Annotated in this window: 19 protein-coding genes and 1 tRNA gene; 11 read left to right on the top strand and 9 right to left on the bottom strand. The window is 67.4% G+C overall.

Going from position 1 to position 15259, the window contains the following annotated elements; genetic code table 11:
- Nucleotides 1-28: 28 nt before the first annotated feature.
- From ABD225_RS08120 to ABD225_RS08110, 3 genes are read right to left on the bottom strand one after another with little or no spacing between them, the layout of a single operon-like run.
- Entirely contained in the window at nt 29-217 is a 189-nt protein-coding gene (locus ABD225_RS08120) for a hypothetical protein (RefSeq protein WP_344083319.1), read from the bottom strand.
- Nucleotides 207-776, bottom strand: a complete 570-nt coding sequence (locus ABD225_RS08115; RefSeq protein ID WP_344083317.1) for a hypothetical protein — start codon at nt 774-776, stop codon at nt 207-209. The genes ABD225_RS08120 and ABD225_RS08115 overlap by 11 nt, the downstream gene beginning before the upstream one ends.
- Entirely contained in the window at nt 776-1270 is a 495-nt protein-coding gene (locus ABD225_RS08110; protein WP_344083315.1) for a hypothetical protein, read from the bottom strand. Before ABD225_RS08110 ends, ABD225_RS08115 begins: the two co-directional genes overlap by 1 nt.
- 478 nt (nt 1271-1748) lie before the next feature.
- Between ABD225_RS08110 and ABD225_RS08105 the strand changes: the two genes are divergently transcribed.
- A complete protein-coding gene (locus ABD225_RS08105; RefSeq protein ID WP_344083313.1) occupies nt 1749-2564 on the top strand; it encodes a hypothetical protein in 816 nt (271 codons plus the stop codon).
- A 130-nt stretch (nt 2565-2694) separates the two neighbouring features.
- On the opposite strand, the gene ABD225_RS08100 is transcribed toward ABD225_RS08105, so the two are convergent.
- The gene (locus ABD225_RS08100) at nt 2695-3000 is read right to left on the bottom strand and encodes a helix-turn-helix domain-containing protein (protein ID WP_344083311.1); all 306 of its coding nucleotides are present in this window, start codon (nt 2998-3000) and stop codon (nt 2695-2697) included.
- Between the two features lie 104 nt (nt 3001-3104).
- Here ABD225_RS08100 and ABD225_RS08095 point away from each other — a divergent pair, with 104 nt between their 5' ends.
- Nucleotides 3105-4058: a hypothetical protein gene (locus ABD225_RS08095; protein WP_344083309.1), complete on the top strand. Its 954-nt coding sequence runs from the start codon at nt 3105-3107 to the stop codon at nt 4056-4058.
- On the top strand, nt 4055-5755 hold the full coding sequence (locus tag ABD225_RS08090; RefSeq protein ID WP_344083307.1) for a hypothetical protein: 1701 nt from the start codon (nt 4055-4057) through the stop codon (nt 5753-5755). Before ABD225_RS08095 ends, ABD225_RS08090 begins: the two co-directional genes overlap by 4 nt.
- 198 nt (nt 5756-5953) lie before the next feature.
- On the opposite strand, the gene ABD225_RS08085 is transcribed toward ABD225_RS08090, so the two are convergent.
- Nucleotides 5954-6036: transfer RNA gene (locus tag ABD225_RS08085), tRNA-Leu, on the bottom strand.
- Nucleotides 6037-6189: 153 nt separating this feature from the next.
- On the opposite strand from ABD225_RS08085, the gene ABD225_RS08080 reads away from it, so the two are divergent.
- The gene (locus ABD225_RS08080; RefSeq protein WP_344083305.1) at nt 6190-7284 is read left to right on the top strand and encodes a thermonuclease family protein; all 1095 of its coding nucleotides are present in this window, start codon (nt 6190-6192) and stop codon (nt 7282-7284) included.
- Nucleotides 7285-7329: 45 nt separating this feature from the next.
- Here ABD225_RS08080 and ABD225_RS08075 read toward each other — a convergent pair whose 3' ends face one another.
- Entirely contained in the window at nt 7330-7956 is a 627-nt protein-coding gene (locus tag ABD225_RS08075; RefSeq protein WP_344083303.1) for a hypothetical protein, read from the bottom strand.
- A gap of 196 nt (nt 7957-8152) precedes the next feature.
- Here ABD225_RS08075 and ABD225_RS08070 point away from each other — a divergent pair, with 196 nt between their 5' ends.
- The 3 genes from ABD225_RS08070 to ABD225_RS08060 all read left to right on the top strand — a co-directional run bounded on the left by ABD225_RS08070 (nt 8153) and on the right by ABD225_RS08060 (nt 9994).
- The gene (locus ABD225_RS08070) at nt 8153-8707 is read left to right on the top strand and encodes a DUF6318 family protein (protein WP_344083345.1); all 555 of its coding nucleotides are present in this window, start codon (nt 8153-8155) and stop codon (nt 8705-8707) included.
- 406 nt (nt 8708-9113) lie between these two features.
- Nucleotides 9114-9581: a hypothetical protein gene (locus ABD225_RS08065; protein WP_344083301.1), complete on the top strand. Its 468-nt coding sequence runs from the start codon at nt 9114-9116 to the stop codon at nt 9579-9581.
- Between the two features lie 74 nt (nt 9582-9655).
- The gene (locus tag ABD225_RS08060) at nt 9656-9994 is read left to right on the top strand and encodes a thioredoxin family protein (protein ID WP_344083299.1); all 339 of its coding nucleotides are present in this window, start codon (nt 9656-9658) and stop codon (nt 9992-9994) included.
- Between the two features lie 22 nt (nt 9995-10016).
- Here the strand turns inward: ABD225_RS08060 and ABD225_RS08055 are convergent, their stop codons facing one another.
- The 3 genes from ABD225_RS08055 to ABD225_RS08045 all read right to left on the bottom strand — a co-directional run bounded on the left by ABD225_RS08055 (nt 10017) and on the right by ABD225_RS08045 (nt 12499).
- Nucleotides 10017-11597, bottom strand: coding sequence for an LLM class flavin-dependent oxidoreductase (locus ABD225_RS08055; protein WP_344083297.1), 1581 nt, complete (start codon nt 11595-11597; stop codon nt 10017-10019).
- A 69-nt stretch (nt 11598-11666) separates the two neighbouring features.
- A complete protein-coding gene (locus ABD225_RS08050) occupies nt 11667-12143 on the bottom strand; it encodes an SRPBCC domain-containing protein (RefSeq protein WP_344083295.1) in 477 nt (158 codons plus the stop codon).
- Nucleotides 12140-12499: an ArsR/SmtB family transcription factor gene (locus ABD225_RS08045; RefSeq protein ID WP_344083293.1), complete on the bottom strand. Its 360-nt coding sequence runs from the start codon at nt 12497-12499 to the stop codon at nt 12140-12142. Before ABD225_RS08045 ends, ABD225_RS08050 begins: the two co-directional genes overlap by 4 nt.
- Before the next feature lie 159 nt (nt 12500-12658).
- Between ABD225_RS08045 and ABD225_RS08040 the strand changes: the two genes are divergently transcribed.
- The 4 genes from ABD225_RS08040 to ABD225_RS08025 all read left to right on the top strand — a co-directional run bounded on the left by ABD225_RS08040 (nt 12659) and on the right by ABD225_RS08025 (nt 15242).
- Entirely contained in the window at nt 12659-13084 is a 426-nt protein-coding gene (locus tag ABD225_RS08040) for a VOC family protein (RefSeq protein ID WP_344083291.1), read from the top strand.
- 65 nt (nt 13085-13149) lie between these two features.
- A complete protein-coding gene (locus ABD225_RS08035; RefSeq protein WP_344083289.1) occupies nt 13150-14055 on the top strand; it encodes a hypothetical protein in 906 nt (301 codons plus the stop codon).
- Nucleotides 14056-14239: 184 nt separating this feature from the next.
- Nucleotides 14240-14599 (top strand): DsrE family protein, encoded by a 360-nt coding sequence (locus tag ABD225_RS08030; RefSeq protein ID WP_344083287.1) that lies wholly within the window; start codon nt 14240-14242, stop codon nt 14597-14599.
- 10 nt (nt 14600-14609) lie between these two features.
- On the top strand, nt 14610-15242 hold the full coding sequence (locus ABD225_RS08025) for a carboxymuconolactone decarboxylase family protein (protein ID WP_344083285.1): 633 nt from the start codon (nt 14610-14612) through the stop codon (nt 15240-15242).
- Nucleotides 15243-15259 lie beyond the last annotated feature (17 nt).

Genomic DNA, 15259 nt, shown 5'->3' with positions numbered 1-15259 from the left:
TATGGGCTGGGGTGCTTCGGTGAGATGCCTAGTCCTCCGTGTCGCTCAGGTCTCCCGCCAGCCGTGGCACCACGCCGCCACGGGCAAAGCCCTCGTAGGTCCTGATCTCCGGCATCGGCGCGACCTCGGCAGCCACAGCGTCTTCGGCGTCTTCCCGTTCGATCTCTGCTTCAAGCCGAGCCAGCCAAGGAGGCAGCGGCTGACCGTCAGTCGTCATCGACGGGAAGCCTGTAAGACGCAAGGAACTGGCGGGCGACGCGAGGGTCGCGGCCCTGCGGGATTGCGTGCATTGCCTCGGTGCGGGCGTCCCAGTAGTCACTGAACTCATCCAGCACCACGCCGACTGCACGCCTCACGTTCTCGCGTGTGCCGAGGATCGCGAAGAGGATCAGGCCGGGAAGCCAGCCGCCAAGGATGCCAGCGAACAGGCCGGTGACCCCGCCACCGACGACGGCCAGGGCCACCGGGTGTTCCGGGTCGTTCGCGGCCACCGTCGCCAGCACGCTGCCGAGCAGGATCAGCAGGAAGATGCCGAGCGATCCAATCGCCCAGCAGCGCAGGAAGATCGCAACCTTGCCGCAAGGGCGAGAACCCGTGGGCGGCAGGTATGGCTGAACATCTGGTAGGTAGCCGTGCCTGGCGAGGAACGCGAGATCAGCGTCGATCTGCTCATTCATCCGCCGAGCCGTGCGGACGACGCCGAGCCCCTGTCCGACCGCACCGCCGACGAGCGCCGCGCCTCCCGCACCGAGGGCTGCCTTGGTGGAGGTCTGCATCAGGATCGCCTCGCCTCGATCACCAACGGCTCGCCGTTCGCGTCGGTGCCGGTGATCGTCAGAGCCTTCTTCGCCTTATCCCAGTTCAGGGAAATCGACAGGCTGGCTGCGGACGAGGTGGCCGTACCTTTCCAGGTCCAGGGCACGGTCGAGGGCAGCGCGTCACCGACTTCCTCGGGGACGCCGGTCGCAGTGCCGAGGGAGTCGTCGCCCTTCCAGTTGACGATCTGGAGAGTTCCGCCCGCGTACTGCCAGGTGCCGGAGCCGCCCTTCTGCTCCTCGCTCATCGGGCCGTCTGGCACGCGCCAGGTGCCGTCCTTGATCTCGACAACGAACGACTCACGCTCCGTGTCCAAAGGGAACGACACCGCCCACGACCCTTGCAGAAACGCGCTCAGTGTCTGCGCCGCGACCGACGAACCACCAGACGGTCTGTCCGCCTCCTCGCCACAGGCGCTGAGCGCCGCGACACTCGCCGCGCCGAGCACCCCCAACCCCAGGCACCTCAGGGCCTCTCTTCGTCCCACAGTCCTTGTCAGCAAACGAATCTGGCTCATTCGAGACGCTCCCGGTCGTCGGTCGTTAAGGACCCTTAGTGAAGCACCTTGCACCATCTAGTGCAAGGTCATGCACTGCGCCAACTATGACGGTCCCGGTGCAGTAAGAGGGTGAAAACCGACCTCCCGCCAGACCCTGATCTCACGCGACTTCGCGAGGTGTTCAACCGGCTCAGACACGAGTCCAGGCAGAGTTACGACGACCTCGCACAGGCGAGCGGGCTTAGCCGACGAACGCTGATCAACATCGGCACGGGAGCGACTCAGGGCGATCTACGGACTTGGCTGATCCTGTCTCGCACCTGGGGCCAGAGCATGGACGAACTCCTTGCCTCGGTTTGGGAGTGACGGTCCGCGCGACCGGCATCGCCTGACCGGGCGGGACGAGTGGACGACTGCCGTCGCGCAGCAGAGGGTGGAGCCCATCGACCTGACCGACGCCCTGGCTGTCGCCTTCACCGCAGCACTCCTTGACGCCATGGGTGATCCGGAAACACTGTCCTTCAACGCGGGCGAAGACGCGGGAGGTCATCGACGCGCGGCGTACGAAGTGCTGGCAACAGAACTCGGCATGGGGCGGGAGCGCCTCCGCCTCACGCTTCAGGGTGCGCGCTGGGTGACTCTGCCAGAGATCAGCGACGCGTTGGCCAGTCCTCGCATCGGGCCGGTCCTTCAACGCCGCCTCACCGAGTCCTTGCAACCAGAGGTGCTACGCAAGGACCGGGATTCCGGTCGAGAGGCAGGGTCGGAGCAGGGTTCGGGTGAAGGTTGGGTGCCCGCGAAACCCGCAGCCCACCGGAAGGAGCCTGACATGGACGAGATCGCGCAGATCGAGTCGCGCATCCGCGCCGATGTCGTGACGCTCGACCGGATCATCCAGGCAGCAGCCAGGCGTGGGCGTACGGCTCCGACCACCACTGACTGGGCTGCGATCCGTCGCACTCTCGGCACGGCGCGCGCGCCACGAAACACCCGACCCGGCGACGGCATGGCCGCGAGGGTGCGGAGCGCAGGCGTAGCCAATCTCGCAGACCTGCTGCGCTCGCATCTGCACGGCGGGAAGACAGTCCAGACGTACGCCGTCCGTGCTGCTGTCCAGCGCCAGTACCCCCAGATCACCGCCGACCAGGTCGACGCCGCCTTCGCCAGGCTTTACAGGCGAGGCGAAGTCGAACGCCTGAGTCGCGGCGTGTATCGCGCGACGGCCCTCCCGAAGCGACCGGGGGGCTGATCGAACGATGCTGACGCGCCCTCCGGCGCGGACAAAAGAGAAGGCCCCCACCAGCGGTGAGAGCCGTCCCCAAGGTCTTGGAACCACCTCTGAGGATATGGCACCGCCGAGCGCTGGCCAAGGGCTTCGCTCAGCCTGTCCCGTGCCCATCCTTGCTCGCCCGGACCTCGGGTCCAGGCCACAGATCGACGCCCAACGCATCCTCCAGTCGGGCAATGGCCCCAAAAGCCGGAAGTACTTCACCGATCAGGGTCCGCTCGATGGTCTTGCGCGACACACCGCTGGAGCGCCCGAGCGAGTTCGGGTTGAGGTCCTGGAGTGCCATGGCGTCTCGAAGGCGGCGGGCGAACACGATCCCGTAGCGCGCGGACGGAGGAGCAGTCTTAACCAGCCTGGCGTCCGGCCACGACCCGGATGCCACGTACGAGCGCGGCATCTCATCACCACCGGACCTAGGCACGTCGTGAGCGTAACGAGTTCTTGCGCGGTCTGGTTTGGGTGCTACGGTAAGTGGACTTTAAAGACCACTCCGGAGAAGCCATGCCACGTCAGCACCTCGTCATTCAGGGCCGTGTCGTGACGACCGTGCCCGAGGTGCTGGCTACTTACCGCCCGACCCCGGCGCGGATCACTGGCGACCAGTGGCGACGGATCAGGCCGTTGGTCACCGAGGCCGTCGCCGCGACCGGCTATGACTCCATCCACGGTGCGCACTTCGCGCTCCGGGTGGTGTCAGGCTTCGTCTCGTGGGCTGAGGATGACGGTGTTGCGCTCGACCCGGAGGCGATCTTCCAGCCGGAGCGTGCCGAGCGGTTCATCGGCGGCGCACGCGCCGGAGCCACCCGGCGCACCCGCGCCAACGAGCGGTCGGTGCTGCGCAGGGTCGGTCGCGCGGCCACTACCAAGGCCCCCTGGCCTGGGGAACCGCAACCATTCCAGGGGCATGTCCACCTGAAGCCGCCATACACGCCCGCCGAAGTCACCGGCTTCTGGGAAGCCGCCGCACAGCAAGCAACCGAACATCGCCAGCGGGTCATGAGCGCGATGCTGCTGCTCGGGCTGGGAGCAGGGCTGAAGCCACGTGAGGTGCTCGACTGCACCGCCTCCGATGTGCAGTGCGAGAGATCAAGCGGGCTCACCGCGATCTTCCTCGAAGACCGAACCGTGCCGGTGCTCGACATCTACGCCGAGCGCCTGCGTGCCCTCTGCCGCGCCCATCCCATCGGCCCGCTGATCGGTCAGTGGAATCGCAGCAGGCGAGACCCGTTCACCGGTCTTCGTCGCGGGATCGAGATTCCGTCGCACCTGCCGACGCTCACCGCACCGCGCCTTCGGACGACATGGATGGCGACGGTGCTCACCCATGACCTGCGTGTCAGCGAGTTCATGGTCATCGCGGGGACCGTCTCATCCAAGTCCTTGGAGGTCATCGCCCCCTACGTCGAGGGCCGGTGGACTGGCAATGAGTACATGCACAAGGCGGCAGGTCGATGATCACCGAGCGCTGCGTCAGTGCAGAGACGTTCGTGCGGGGACTGGCCGTCGTCAACGCGAGCGGCGTCGAGCCTGTCATCCAGGCGGAGATGACCTCCCGTACTGGGCGTCGGCGCGTCCAGCCGTGGAGAGCGATTCTCACCGTCCTAGCGATCACCGCATTGGAAGGCAACGGCTCACTGCTGCTGTCCCGCGCTATGGGTGTGGCTGAGCGTCTGAGCGACGCCCAGCGTGCAAGCCTCTCCATGACGAAGCCGATGACCTACGCCCAGATCGAGTCAGCCGTGGCCGACCTTGATGTCGCGATGACAGAGCGGGTGCACCCGTTGACCGGCGAGGTTCTGCCGCCCCGACTGAGTATCGACCTCACCGCGTTCATGACACGAGTGGCAACCGGACTGATCCCAGCCCAGATCACGCGAACGAGCACCCTGTCGCTGGACTCCACCGACTACGAGACGCACTATCGACGCCGTTCGTGGAAGCACCACATGAAGCCCGATGTCGCGGCTACTGCCCTTCCCGAGGATGATTTCGAACCAGCCAAACCCACCGTGAACGAACCCGGCTGGCCGCGTGCAGGCGACGACGGTCGGCTCCAGCACAGTGTCGATCCCGACGCCCGCGACGGCTACCGCGCTGGTAAGAACAAGTCCCGCAAGGGAGTCTTCGTGGGGTGGGACCTCCACTTGGCCGTGGACACACCTGCGCTCGGTGAGCGCGGATGCCCGCCGCTGGTACGAGCCGCGTCCCTCGCACCAGCAGGCTCCGACAAGGCGACGGCTGGCCGCGCCGTCCTTGACGCCCTCGACGGCGGACCAGCGTGCACCACTCTGCTCGCGGATCGCGGATACACCTACCTGGACAGCCAGCGCTGGGCGCTGCCGATCCACCGCCTGGGCATCGACCAGGTGATCGACCTGCACACCTCACAACGCAAGACCCGACCTGGCCCGATCCCCGGCACCTTCTATCTCGACGGCGGACTGTTCGTCACCCACCTGCCGAAGAGGCTGCACAAACTGTCCGCCTTCTCGCTCGGCATGACAGCGGAGCAGACCGACACACTGTGCGCCACCTACGACGAACGCGCCCCCTACGCCTTCACCCCACTGGGCAAGCCCGACCGTGAACGGGGCACCCAGCGTTATCGAGGCCCAGCACTGACCGGTCGAGTGCGCTGCCCCAACACACCCGCGTCAATGCGACTCGACCCGGCCAAGCGACCGACCACCCCATGCGTCGAGGGCGAGCCGTGTGCATGCGGGACGACCGTGACTCTCGGACCCGAGGACTACTCCGCCACCCGCCAACGCCTGCTCTACGGAACGACAGCCTGGAAAGCGTCCTACGGACGACGCTCCGCCGTCGAGTCCGCCAACGCCAACCTCAAGGTCCACCACGCCGAACTACGGCGCGGCAGCACCAGAGTCATGGGAACCCGTCGCACCGGCATCCTGCTCGCGTTCATCCTGGCGGCGGTGAACGCCTCGGTCCTGCTCTCGCGTTACGGCTACGACCTCGCCGCGCCGACTGACGCCAGCGAGCCGCTCACGCCCAAGCCCACACCCCGACCGGCGCGGCACCGCCGCCGAGACTTCGCCCGTCGTCCCAAACGGCGCAAGCAACCCCCGGGACGAGCGCCGACCAGATCGACTTCACCGGCCCGACCGGACTCCTTCGAACCCATCACCTGACACTTCCCGCGATAGCCCCTGCCCGGACGCACCCGGCAGGGGCATTTTCGTGCCCGGAGTGACTCCACCGGACACTTCCGGAGCCTCACGACGGCGACTACTGCCCACCTGCACACCAATGCGAAAACTCCCGGCCAGGACGAGCCTGACCGGGAGTTTCGTGAACCTACAGGCAGTTCTTTCGTGAACTACCCAGTGTGCGCAAGGGGGGATTTGAACCCCCACGCCCGTAAGGACACTGCCACCTGAAGACAGCGCGTCTGCCGTTCCGCCACTTGCGCGTAGCCGTCATAGTGTGCGGCATGGCTCGGTCGGAGGGCAAACCGGATCCGCCGCTGCTACCCTCGCGGGCGCGTTGTTCCCCGCCGGTAACTGTGTGAAACTCGCGGCTAACCCGCTGCACCACCTCGGCGCGCGCAGTTGAGAGGCCCGCCATGGCAAACCCCCCGGCTGACTGGTATCCCGATCCCGGTCAGGCGAACCGTCTCCGCTACTGGGACGGTATGCAGTGGACCACCCACGTCGTTGACGCCCCCGCACCGTCGCCCCGCCGACCCGCACCGGCGGATGCGGCGCGGGCATCGGCATACTCCAGCTCCTCGAATCACACGACGAACCCAGCCCTGACCGCCGCCCGGAAGCCGTGGTCGCGGAAGCGCAAGTGGGTGGCCGGCGGCCTGGCGAGCGTCTTCGCAATCGGCATACTGGGCAACGCATTTGGCGAGGATGAGACAGCGAAGCCCGTGGCACAACCCGTCACCACAACGGCAAAGCCCGCGGCCCCGACGAGCACCGCGACGGCGGCGCCCGCGCCGACGCCCTCGGAAACGGCGACATCATCAGCGACGACCGATGACGGGCCGACGATGTACCACGTCAGCGGAGTCATCGACGGCGACACCATCAAGGTCCGCATCAACGGCACCAGCTACCGCGTGCGCATCCTGGGCATCGACGCGCCGGAGCTCAGCACGCGCGAATGTCAGGCGCAGGGCGCCGCAAGCCGTATGCAGTCGCTCGTCCAGAGCAAGTCGGTGTCCCTGCGCCGCGATCCGAAGCAGCCGGACAAGGATCAGTACGGCCGGTTCATCCGCCACGTCGTGCTCGCCGACGGCACGTATGCGGCCCAGTCGCTGCTGCAGGACGGGCTCGCGCGCGAGTACGTGCCGCGCGGTAGTTACGCGAAGCGCGACGACTTCCTCGCCGCCGAGCGCTCGGCGAAGAAGTCCAAGCTGGGCATCTGGAGCGTCGCCTGCAATCCCGCGCCCAAGCCGACCGTGGCCGCGCCGCTCGTCAACCCGCCCGCCCCGACCAAGCCGGCGCCGTCCACGCCACGGCCGACGACGCCGCAACCGAAGTCGAACACCTGCAATATCAAGGGCAATATCGCCAGGGACGGCGAGAAGATCTATCACGTTCCAGGACAGCGCTATTACGACGATGCGGAGATCGACCCGAGCAAGGGCGAGCGGTGGTTCTGCTCCGAATCCGAGGCCGTCGCGGCCGGGTGGCGCAAGGCGAAGGTGTAGCGCGGCATACGCACCCGCGGGGGGCTTGGTCAGCAGACCCCGTCGTCAGCTGCGACGGACGCTGCGGATGAAGGCGACGACGAAGACCAGAGCGATGGCGAGCGCCGAGATGGCGACGGTTCGGGGAGCGTCGGTTCGGCCATACTCGAAGGCCGGGCGCGGCATCAGGTGGGTCGGGTCGGCGGGGTCGTAGACGAAGGGCGCACCGACCGTCGCGACGACGCCCGGCGAGTTGGCGCCGGCATAGCGCGCGGTGATCCGCTCGCCGCCGACCTCGATCGTGACGCGTTGATAGCAGCCACGGCCCGAGCACGGGACGAACCCGACCGCCGCCGCCTCCGCGGGCCGATCCGGGAGGCTGTGCGCCCCGAGCGCGGCCGCGCCGGCGATGCTGCCGAGGGCGCCGGCGATGAGGAGGATGACGATGCTGAGGGCGACGAGCAGCATATTGTGCGTCGGCTCGCCGTTCGCCAGGCTTCCGCGGGCCCAGATCGGGGGGCGCCACCAGAGGTATGCCAGCAGCGCCACCCCCGGCGCCACGCCGACATATGCCGGTATGGTCTTGTCCGCCCACGGCGGGACGATCCTGGTCGTGTAGGCGAGCGCTGCCAGCGTCCCGAGGGCGGCATAGCCCACCGCGGCCCCGCGTCCGAGGCGGTCCGAGCGTCGCATGGGGCGATCCTGTCAGGCCCGGCCTGTGGATAAGTCGTCCTTCCGGTGGCGGAAACGCGCGTTGTCGGTGAAGGTGTAGGTCGAACGTTGCGTGGCGGGCCCGGGAGCCCGCGACTCGGAGGGACCCTTGATGATGCGTATGACGCCCACCCCCCCGGCCCGTGCGGCCGCCGTGGCCGCGCTCGCTGCCGGCCTGGTGGCCGGCTGCAATAGCAGCGACGATCCCAGCACGACCACGTCCCCCTCGAGTTCGACGACGTCGTCGACAACCAGCAGCACTACGTCGTCGTCCAGCAGCACGTCGTCGTCCAGCTCCACCACGTCCGCGTACGTCCCCGTCAAGCCCACCTTCCCGCCTGCGGCGAAGAAGCAAACGGACGCCGGGGCGGTGGCCTTCGTCGAGTACTACTGGGCGGCGACCAACTACGCCCTGACAAAGCCTGATCCCGACCTGCTGGTCGGACTGTCAGCCCCGTCGTGCGATGCGTGTGAAGCGACCGTGACCGGTGCGCGCGAGCTCGTTGCCGATAACCACAGGTATACGAACAGCACCTTGACCGTAGAAAGTACGGAGTTCATTTTCAACAGCAAGGGAAGCGCTGCAATTCTCACTCGCGTGGACTTCCTCCCCACAACTGTCGTGGACGAGAAGGGCAAGGTGCTGCAGTCCCTGCCGCGGGAGTTGGCGACGCGCGTAGTCAACCTCAAGTGGACCGACCAGTGGCAGGTAGATTCCGTTGCGGCGGGCTAGCGGAGTTTTCGCGGCTTGGGTGATCTTCGTTCTTGGCGTCGTCATTCCTGAAACGGCACGGGCTGAGGATTGCCTTCCGCCGCGTTGCACCGAGACCGACACCGGGGCGATCACAGCGACTGCCCTGATTTCGATGGGCAGCGGCGGCGGGGGTGTTCAAGGAGCAGCGCCCGGTGTCCGTTACGAATATGAGACGTCGACACACTGCCCTGGCACTAACGCGCATCAGGTCGACCAAGATCAACTTTGCACTAGGGCCCTTACCATGTGCGCTGCAAACTCCCCAGAAAACGGGCTAGGTCCAGCAACGTATGTTTTTCGGCGAATTCGCTCAACATCGATGCCTTGGGACAATATTGGTTGGACGTGTTGGCCACGATTGGTTCCAGGCCCCAGGACACCAACAATGGACATGATCGAAGCGGCCTTTCACCGGACCCCGTTCGCCGAACCGGGGGTGAGCGTTCAACCGGTGAATGGCCGCACCCTGATCAGGCTCGACAACTGGTTCGCGATGGCCTGGAGCGAGGCGGGCTACGAGCCGGAGGAGATCGACACGCTCAACCCGGCAAACTGGTTCGACCTCGAGGTCCGCATCAAGCCGCTCTTCGACTCGGTCACCTACGACTTCGGCGATGGCACCAGCATGGGACCTACCACCAGCCTGGGCGGCACCTACCCCACCGGCGACATCGTCAAGGCCTACACAACATCCGGCACCTACGGTGTCCACGCCGAAACCGTGCTCAAGGGTCAGGTGTCGATCCAAGGATCGGAATGGATCGACATACCCGGACAAGCCGACCTCACCGGACCCACCACCGACCTCGCCGTCCTCACCGCCAAGAACGAGCTGTACCTCCCCGGCAACTGACACCGATTCCCCCGTTCCTCGGCGACAGACCCCCCCGGCCCGGAATCCAGCTGCTGGTCAGGCATGCTCGGGCGATGGGCGAGTACTTGGAGCAGCAGCCGAGCCGCGACGAGATCGACGCGCTGGCCGGGCCGGCCGTGGTGGCCTTCGGCACGAACTGGTGCGGCTCCTGCCTGGGTGCCGAGCGCCATATCAAGCCCGCCCTCGCCGAACACCCCGAGCTCCCGGTCATCTGGGACGAGGACGGCCCAGGTCGCCCGCTGGGCCGGTCGTTCCGCGTGAAGCTGTGGCCCACGCTGATCTTCCTGCGCGACGGGCAGGAACTCGCCCGCGTCGTGCGCCCGACCAACCGGGCGACTCTGGACGACGCGCTTGCCACCATCACCACGCCGACCGCGGACCCGCCCGACTGAACAGCCGCGCCCGCTGGCGCTGTCAGCCGAACCCGTGCTCGGCGAGGGGCGCGAGGAGCTGGCGCTCCTCATACGACAAGTGCGACAGCAGCGCGTCAGTCAGCAGGTCCAGCGCGGCGCTCAGATCGTCCAAGGCCGTGGTGTCGCCGTCTGCGGTGACCACGCACACCAACGCCTCGTCCAGCCGATCAAGCAGGTCGTGGATCACCACGTGCTCCTCCTCCAGCCGGTCGATCACAGGCGCCAGCTCCGGCTCAGCGCGCCGCAGGTGCGGGAAAATGCCGCGGTCCTCCAGCGTGTGGTGGCCGGTCAGGACCCGGCAGTAGGCCGCGCAATAGGCTCCCAGCGTCCAGTTGTTCTGCCGCATCGTCATCGTGTTGATCGCCGACCGGGCCGACCCGACGGTCATCGACCCGCGCCGCACCTGCGCGACGATGTCGCGCACCTGGGTCAGCTCCGCGCGCAGGTGGTCGTGCACGTCGACAAGGTGCTGCGCGGTCGCCTCCTCGTGCGCGGTGTAGTCGCGTTTGCGCATCGCGTATACCGGCCGGTCCCCCTCCTCCCACGCCCGCTCGCTCGCGAGCCGCTCGCCCGAGTCGGGCGTTGCCGCCACTCGGAGACCGGTATGCCGCCCGCCTACCCCCTCCTGCTCGCTCGCGGACGGCGCCGAATCGACTTGTGTGACAACGCTTTCGGGAGTGACGGCCGCGGTAGGAGCAGACTGCATACGGGTGCGCTCGGCCGCCACCAACTCACGCACCCTCGGCGCGACCTCCTGGGCGAACGAGGCGAGCGCCTGGGGATCGTCGCTGCCGAGGAGATAGGTCGACATCCCTTGGGAGAGAGTGAGTTCGGCCAGTTGCTCGGCCCAGTCGGTGGGACTGCCGCGCAGGAAATCCCTTGAGCTGCCGAACGATCCGACGATGTTGTAGGCGCGCCGCACCGACTCCGGCGCCCGGCCGGCGGCGATCGCCGCCTCGTCGATGGCGGCATTCATGGCGGGGAGGGCGGGCGGATCGGCATACCCCATGCTCGGGATCCACACATCGGCGAGGCGGGCGGTGACGCGGAGCATGCGCGGCTTGTAGGCACCGAGCCAGATCGGAATGTCATGTGCTGGAACGGGACCCGCGCGCAAGCCCTGCACTGGATAGTGCTCGCCGGTATGCCGCACCGAACCGCCCCGCCAGAACGCCCTGATCACCTCGATCGCCTCGATGAGTGCGTCGACGGCTTCCTTCGGCGCGCGCCGCGGCCCACCAGCAGCGGCAATGCCGTCCCAGAAGGCGCCCGCGCCGAGACCGAGTTCGGTCCGGCCGTTGGTGAGCAGATCGAGGGTCGCAGCGGCCTTGGCGAGCACGACCGGCGGACGCAGTGGCAGGCTGGTGACATTGGGGCACAAGCGAATCGACGTCGTCCGCGCGCCGATGACCGACAGGAGGGTCCACATATCGGCCTGCTGCGCGGCATACGGGTGATCCTGGATCGTCACCAGCTCGAGCCCGAGCACGTCGGCGAGTTGCGCGTTCTCCAGGAGCTGATCCAGGTGCGCGGCATCGGGCGTCAGGAACGCCCCGAACTCCAGCTCGTGCCCATAATCCATGCTCCCATCATTCCCGCTCCCCGCCGCGCCAGGCGACGACGGCGCCCGCCGATAGGGAGGGTTGTAACCTCAGACCTTTCCGTCCGCCAAGAGGTCGTCGAGGGCGGCATACCCATCGTTGACGCCGGTCTCCATGCCGGAGGCGAGCCAGGCGTCGCGGCCCTCGAACGAGTCGACGAGGGACCAGGCGTGCAGGCGCGTCATACCGTCGCCGAGGTCCTCGAAGACCATGGTCTCCAGCGCGACCTCCTCGGGCATGCCCTCGAAGGTGAAGGTCTGCACGATCCGGGACTCGCTGATCTCGTGGAAGCAGCCGTGGAAGCCGAGTTCGACGCCGTCGGTGCGATCGACATACCGCCAGTTGCCGCCGCTGCGGGCATCCCAGTAGTCGACCTCCATCGTCCGCCGCGCCGGGCCCATCCACAGCGGCACGAGCTCGGGGTCGGTGTGGGCGCGCACGAGTTGCGCGGGGGTGGCGCGGAAGTCGCGGTAGATGTGGATGGCCGGGATGGTGGGGTCGGCTTCGATGCGGGCGGGCTCGCTCATGATGATTTCTCCTGGGGTTGGGGTATGACGTTTCCGTCCTGATCCAGTTGCTCCAGCAAGGCGTCGAGCCGCTGATAGCGCTCCTCCGCCTGCTGCTGATACTTCTCAATCCACTTCGTCATCAGGTCGAAGACCTCCGCTTCGAGGTGCACCGTACGGCGCTGTGCCGCAGCAGTTTTGGTCACCAGGCCGGCGCCCTCGAGCACCTTGAGGTGCTTCGAGATCGCCTGCACGGAGATGTCGTATGGCGCAGCCAGCTCGCCCACCGTCGCGTCACCGACCGCGAGGCGCGCCACGATGTCGCGTCGCGTCGGGTCGGCCAGCGCGCCGAAGACGAGCGTCAGGTGATCCGCCATTTCTCCTCCTCAACCACGTGGTTGATTAACCATGCCACGAGGCTGGCGGGCTTGTCAACCATTCGGTTGATTAAATGGCGTAGGGGCGTTGTCGGTGGGGCGGCATACGCTGCGATGAGCGGCCCCGACAGCGGACCCACAACGCGAAGGAGCGCGACGATGACCGTCTCCGTCAACCCCTACCTGAACTTCGCCGGCAACAGCCGCGAGGCAATGGAGTACTACCAGTCGATCTTCGGCGGCGAGCTGCGAGTCCTGAGCTTCGCCGACTTCGGCATGACCGACATGCCCGCCGACGGCACGATGCATGCCGCCCTCATCGGCCCGCACATCACGATCATGGCCAGCGACGCCATGCCCGGAGCCGAGGCGACGTGGAATGGCACCCGCAACTACATCGCGTTCATGGGCGACGAGCTCGACCTGATGACGGGCTGGTACGACAAGCTCGCCGCGGACGGCAGGGGCGGTCAGCCGCTGGCGGCCCAGGCGTGGGGCGACATCTATGGGGATGTGAAGGACAAGTTCGGCATTGAGTGGATGTTCAACATCAGCCAGAACACCGGCGGCGACCTGCCGAGCTGAGGGGCTGTCGGTGGGCCCTGCAAGGCTTGGTCACATCCCGTTTTCCGAGCCGAGGAGGTCCCCCGATGAGGACGTATGACGTGTGCTTCCCCACCGCGGCTGGCTCGCCGACAGGCGGCGGGCCGGCGCAGGTGGCGGACGGGCCGGCAGTTAGCGGGCCGGCGCGAGCGGCAAATGAGGCGGTGGAGCAGTCCGCCGGTGAGAGCGAGCAGGTGCCGCTCGATGCGGCGGCACTCGGCGACTTCCTGCTCGCCTGGCAGACGCTGATCTATCGCGTAACGCGGGAGGCCGCTGATCTCGCGGACCTCGGCCGGATGGTCCGGCCGATCGAGGCGCTGAGTCAGGTCCGGGCCACGTGGCACTGGCCGGGCGAGATGTGGCTGCACGTCGGTGACCCGACGACTTTGCCGATCGATCCGCTTGAGGGCAAGGTCGATCGCACTATGGCCGGCATCATCGCGGGCCTCGCCGCGAATCGCCGGCCGACGGGAATCACCAACCCCATCGCCGACGCCGTCGACAACCTGATCCGGACGCTGACGCGGCTGGCCCCGGAGGTCATCATCGGATTGCCGGACGGCTCGGCCGCGCGACTGCGGACTTCCCACCTCAGTCGTGAGCCGTGGCGCCAAAGCCGCACCGAACCGGTGCGGACAGCGCTCGTCACGGGTCGGCTGGAGATGGCCGATCTGCATACTGCTCGGTTCCGGGTCCGGGACCGGGAAGGCACTCCGTATGACGTCACGGAGGTCCCCGAACCCGACCAGGCCGCGCGGCTGGTCGGCACCCTGGTCGCAGTCCGCGGAGTGCTTCAGCCGGGGACCGGGACTCAGCACCACCGGATCGAGCAGGGTCGCATCCAACCCGCCGAATCAGCCCGCGCGGGATCGGCGCGGCCGGCGCCGGATCCGCTCGACCTCACCGACGAGCAGTGGCGCCAGTTCCTGGCCGATCACGGCAGCGAGTTCTGACGGCCTCAATCGCGGCCGGTGTGAGCGCGGTCGTCGAGGGGTTGGCCGAACTCCTCGGGCTCAGACCGGCAGAGTGTGAGCCCGGCCGTGGTGACGTCATTGCCCAAAGTCCTGCGGAACGCGGCGGTGAGACCTAGCCTGTCGAAAGAGTGTCCAGGGTCGGACACCGGGACAGGAGGGGTCCATGTCAAAAGTAGCCATCTCACTAACCACTGGTCTCGAGGACGCGGAGAAGGTCACGGTCGCCTTCCTGGTCGCCGTCGGAGCGGCCGAAGGTGGTCGCGACACCTTGATCTTCCTCACCAAGGAGGCCGTTCGGCTCGCAATCGACGGCTTCGCCCGCGCCACCGCCTGCGACGGCTGCCCGCCGCTGACCGACCTGATGGCCCGCTTTGCGGCGGCTGGCGGTCGCTATATCGCCTGCGGAGTCTGCGTGCAGGCTAAGGGGATTGACGCCTCAACGCTGGTCGCCAACGCTGAGGTGGCCGGGACCGTGCAACTCTGGGAGTGGATCGGCGACGGCGCGACCACCTTCAGTTTCTAAGGGTGGCGCCGTGGCCGACATCCCGAACTACGAGCGCACTTTCGCTGGCCGCCCCGACGCATATGCCGCCTGGCGCGCCCTCGCGGCGGCCATCTCCGGCGGCATGGACCATCGCACCTACGAGATCGCCACCGTCGCCGCGGCGCGGGCGCTGCGCAGCACCTACTGCAGCCTCGCGCACGGCGAGGTGCTGCTCGAGAGATATGCCGATCGCGACGGGCTGCGGGCCCTCCTCGCCGCGGCCGACGGAGTGGGCGTCAAGGCGGATGTTCGACGGACCGAGCGCACCACCGGGCCGGATGGCACCGAAGCCGACGGCTCGACATCTTTCGCCACAGCGTCCACCAGCCCGATGGTGACGCCTGACGCCAAAGCGTTGGTCGCCGATCGGGATGCCGCCATCGCGGCCTTCGCGGCCCGCGTGGCCCGGGACGCGCCACATATCGACGACACCGAACGCGAGGCGCTTCGAGCGCACGGACTGAGCGATGCGGACATCTTCGACGTCATCTTGGCCGTGGCGGCCCGCTGCTTCTTCAGCACCGTGCTCGATGCGACGGGCACGCGGGCTGATGCGGCATACCGCGAGCGCCTGCCCGCCGACCTGGTGACCGAGCTGACCTGCGGTCGCGAGCCGTTGTGATCCGCCGTTGAGTACGA

Source organism: Nostocoides veronense, from assembly GCF_039531185.1.
Lineage (GTDB): Bacteria > Actinomycetota > Actinomycetes > Actinomycetales > Dermatophilaceae > Nostocoides_A > Nostocoides_A veronense.
Note: the sequence above shows the minus strand (reverse complement) of the source record. Positions and strands in the feature narration are given on the sequence as shown.